The 4,195-nt window shown below is 54.5% G+C and carries 3 protein-coding genes; all 3 read right to left on the bottom strand.

Features of this window, described 5'->3' with window-relative positions:
- Positions 1-844: 844 nt before the first annotated feature.
- Positions 845-2,884, bottom strand: a complete 2,040-nt coding sequence (gene fhuB / locus ACLD11_RS21670) for a Fe(3+)-hydroxamate ABC transporter permease FhuB (protein WP_411012341.1) — start codon at positions 2,882-2,884, stop codon at positions 845-847.
- 14 nt (positions 2,885-2,898) lie between these two features.
- Complete coding sequence (gene fhuD / locus ACLD11_RS21675) at positions 2,899-3,789, bottom strand: Fe(3+)-hydroxamate ABC transporter substrate-binding protein FhuD (RefSeq protein WP_411015367.1); 891 nt, start codon at positions 3,787-3,789, stop codon at positions 2,899-2,901.
- The coding region (locus tag ACLD11_RS21680; RefSeq protein ID WP_411015368.1) for an ATP-binding cassette domain-containing protein at positions 3,789-4,195 on the bottom strand (407 nt) is incomplete at its 5' end. The genes fhuD and ACLD11_RS21680, both read right to left, overlap by 1 nt.

Below are 4,195 nucleotides of genomic sequence, written 5' to 3' on the forward strand. Positions count from 1 at the left end.
TATGCTCCTGGGGACTCACTCCCTTGCCGCCTTTAAGCAACTCGAATTATTTTGGGTATATATTATATGACGAGTTATGAAATTCCCGGCACAACATTCAAAAGAAGCAAACAACACGTTAATAAATAACATCCCTTAGGCGCGGTGAAGTATTTTCCATTAAAAACCCAAAGACAAGTGTTTTTATTTAAAGGATCACCAGAAATAAATAATAAATATTTTTTTACCGTTCGAAAAACAAACAAAGGAAGCAAGACGGGAGAGCCCAAAAAACAATAAACATGTCAAAATGAATAAAAAAAGATCAGAATTACAGTACTGAATGTATAGCAATGACGCATAAGATTTATTTTTGGTATAAATTCTATTAAAAAAATCAAAAAATGCTAAGTTACATTTTTTTTGTTTACTCGTGGCAATTAATTTATTTTAATAGAGTTGTTTTTTATTATTTCCATAAAAAAACAATATTTTATTATCGAAGTTTTATAATGAAAACTTATTATTAAATTAAAATTGATTTACGAGATGCATTAAAGATGCGGCATCCACATCTTAATATTTAAAAATGCTTAATACCGAAACCGGTAATTCTTCTTATTATTGGATAGATCATGCCGCAATTTATCATCAACGTTTCGGGCCTGGATATGCTGAAGTTAGTCACCCTGTTCAGGAGACAGCGACGCGCCACTGAAATAGCACATGACTTATCGATACAGAAATAACACCTGCTTCTTGCTGAAAATCAAAGCAGCGTTCCCCGGTAAAATGCGATGAACCTTTTTTATTGCCGGATGTCGACGCAAAGCGTCTTATCCGGCCTACATGAAAGGGGTCAGCCTCAGCGGCTCTGCTTTCTTAGCAGATAGATAAAGTACGGGGCACCAATAAACGTCGACAATAATCCCGCCGGGATCTGATACGGAAATAACGCCATCCTGCCGCACCAGTCGGCAAAGACCAATAAAACACCCCCTGCCAGCGCCGAGATGATCATATGCGGCATCGTCCGGCGAAAACCGAGCATCCGCGCAATATGCGGCGCCATCAGTCCAACGAAACTCAGCGGCCCAATGGTCATCGTCGCGGTTGCCGTCAAACAAGCCGCCAACGCCAGCAGCGCGATACGCGACGGCGTAAGCGCCATGCCCACCGCGCGCGCGGCATCGCCGCCCAGAGGCAAAATCGTTAACCAGCGGCGACACAACGGCACAATTGCCAGCAAAATCACCATTACGATCGCGGTTCGCGTAACCTGCCCGCCAGTGGCGTTATAGGTAGATCCTGCGATCCAGGTCAACACTTCCGCCATCCGCGGGTCGCCGCTCGCCTGGAGCATCATTAGCAGCATGGTAAACGCGGTGCTGAGCGCCATCCCCGCCAGCAACATCCGTTGCGGCGAGAAACCGCCGCGCCCGGCGGCTATCATAATAATCAGCAGTGTCGCCGCCGCGCCCAGGCTTCCGGCAGGCAGTAGCCAACCGAAAGCATTCCCCGGCACCAAAAACAGCATCAATACCACGCCAAACGCGGCTCCGGAACTGATCCCCAGCACTTCCGGGCTGGCCATTGGGTTACCAGTCAGACGCTGAATAATGCAGCCCGCCACCGCCAGCATGACGCCCGCCATTAACGCCGCCAGTATCCGCGGCCAGCGCCACGGCATCAGTTCCTCAAGCAGCGTTCCGCTCGCCCACGTCCAGCCGTGCGCGTCGCGACCAAAAGAGAGCGCGACCCATGTTGCCAGCAGCAGGAGCGCGCCACCGGCAACGACAAAAATGAGGACATGCCGACGTTCCGCCGCCACACGATCGCTGGCGTTCATATCCGGCGCGCTCATGCTTTTAAGCCGCGGCAGCAGCCACAGGAGCAGCGGCGCGCCGATTAGCGCCGTCACTGAACCGGTGGAGACTTCCATCCATACGCGAGTCAACCACAGAATGATTTGGTCGGAGAGCCAGAGGATCAACGCACCAATCAGCGGGGCCAGCACCAGACGCGCCAGCAAACGACGCGCACCGAGCATTTTCGCCAGCAGCGGTGCAAACAGGCCGATAAAGCCGATAATCCCAACCGCGTTAACCAGCAGCGCACTCAACACAATCGCCAGCGACAGCGCCGCCAGACGTGCTAACGACAGCGCCAGACCCAGATTACGCGCAACGCCGTCATCCAGCCCCATCAGCGTCATCGGGCGTAACAACAATAACGTGAGCATCACACCGCCCAGCAACTGCGGCCACAGACGCTGCACGCCGCTCCAGTCGGTTTGCGTTAGCGTTCCGGTGCTCCATAAAAACATGCTTTGCAACTGATCGTGGTGGAAAATCACCAGTAACTGGTTGATTGCACCACAATAGAGGCTAACCACCAACCCGGCGAGGATCAGGGTCACTGGCGACAGGCGTTTGCCCCACGCCACGCCGAACACCAGCGCGCCGACGATACAGGCTCCCGTCAGGGCGGCAAACTGCGTCGCCAGCGCGCCGGGAATCGCCCATAGCGTAGTCACCGTGATCCCCAATTGCGCGCCGGTCGCCACGCCCAGCGTGGTCGGTTCCGCCAACGGGTTACGTAATACTTGCTGGAACAGGACGCCTACCAGCCCAAGTCCCGCACCCACCAGCAGTGAAATCGCCAGTCTTGGCAGCAGGCTGTAATGAAAAATCATCTGCTCAATGATGTCGATATCCGGTGACCAGATAGCCTGTTGCCACTGACTGCGCGGTAGCGCAACGGAGAAGTTAGCCCATGTCAGCCAGCAGGCGGCAACAAACAGCGCCAACAACAGCAACGCCGGATGGCGGCTTCGCCTTATCCGGCCTACAAAGCGCCCGAACCGTAGGTCGGATAAGGCGCTTTTCGCGCCGCCATCCGGCATTTCACGTTTTCTGCTCACGCTTTGCCTCCCAGCGCATTATCCAGGATGCGGACAAAATGCATGGCCGATAGCGTTGCGCCATAAAACCAGACAGCAGGCACACGTTGAAAACGTCCGCCACGGACAAACGGCATCGCCTGCCATAATGGCGTAGACATCAGCGCGTTCATATCGGTGCTATTCCCGTGATCGAAGCAGATCACATCCGCTTCTTTATACATCGCCAGCCGATCGATACTGACCGCCGTACTGCCCCAAAAGTTGGTTTCACCTTGCCAGGCATTGACGATGCCATACTCGTCCAGCACCTCCTGGAACAGGCAATTCGGGCCGAGCACCAGCATATGCCGCGGATCGATAAGCGTCGTCATCAGTAACGGACGCCCCCCGCGGCGGATAAAACGCGGCTTCTGGCTGGCGATGAAGCGATCGTATTGCGCCAGATGTTTTTCTGCCGCAGTGTCCAGATTCAGCGTCTGCGCCAGTTCAACCAGCGAGCGTCGGGCCACCGCCAGCGGCTTTTTGCCGTCGCTAAAATCGAACCCGCGCCCCGGCGCGATCCGCGCCAGTTTCTCCGGCGAGGGTCCGTAACCTGCCGACCAGACCATAAACGACGGCTTCATTTCGGTCAGCAGTTCGAGATTGGGCTCAGTGCGAAGACCCACATCAATCACCGAATCCGGCAACGGCGGTTCGCTAACCCACAGCTTATAATTTGGCACGTCCGCCACGCCATAAGGCGTAATACCCAGCGCCAGCAGCAGCTCTACCGGCAGCCACTCCAGCGCCACAATCCGGCGTGGATCGATAGCGGCAGCCTGCGCCGTATTCATTTGCCACAGCAGCGGCGACAGCGCCATTGCCGTTAATAAACGGCGGCGAGTAAGAGGATATAAGTCACGCATTAATACACAAAACTCACAGGTGCGGCGCCCGCCGGATGCGGAAGAATACCCATTGGGATGCCATAAATCTGCTCCAGAGTGTCACTGCGCATCAGTTCCGCAGGCGTTCCTTGCGCAATCATTTCACCGCCGCGTAGCGCCACTAAATAATCACAGTAGCGGGCCGCCATGTTGATATCGTGCAGCACCGCAACTACCGTCAGCCCGCGCTGCTGGCTTAAGCGATGTACCAGCGCCAGCACGTCAACCTGATGGGCGATATCCAGCGCGGAGGTTGGTTCATCAAGCAGCAGACAGCGGCTGTCCTGCGCGACCAGCATGGCAATCCACGCGCGCTGGCGTTCCCCACCGGACAGGCTATCGACCAGACGGTGCGCCAGCGGCTTTAAACCTACCAGCGAAATTG

This window comes from Salmonella sp. 741265116_PST (assembly GCF_046567715.1).
Classification (GTDB): Bacteria; Pseudomonadota; Gammaproteobacteria; order Enterobacterales; family Enterobacteriaceae; genus Salmonella; species Salmonella enterica.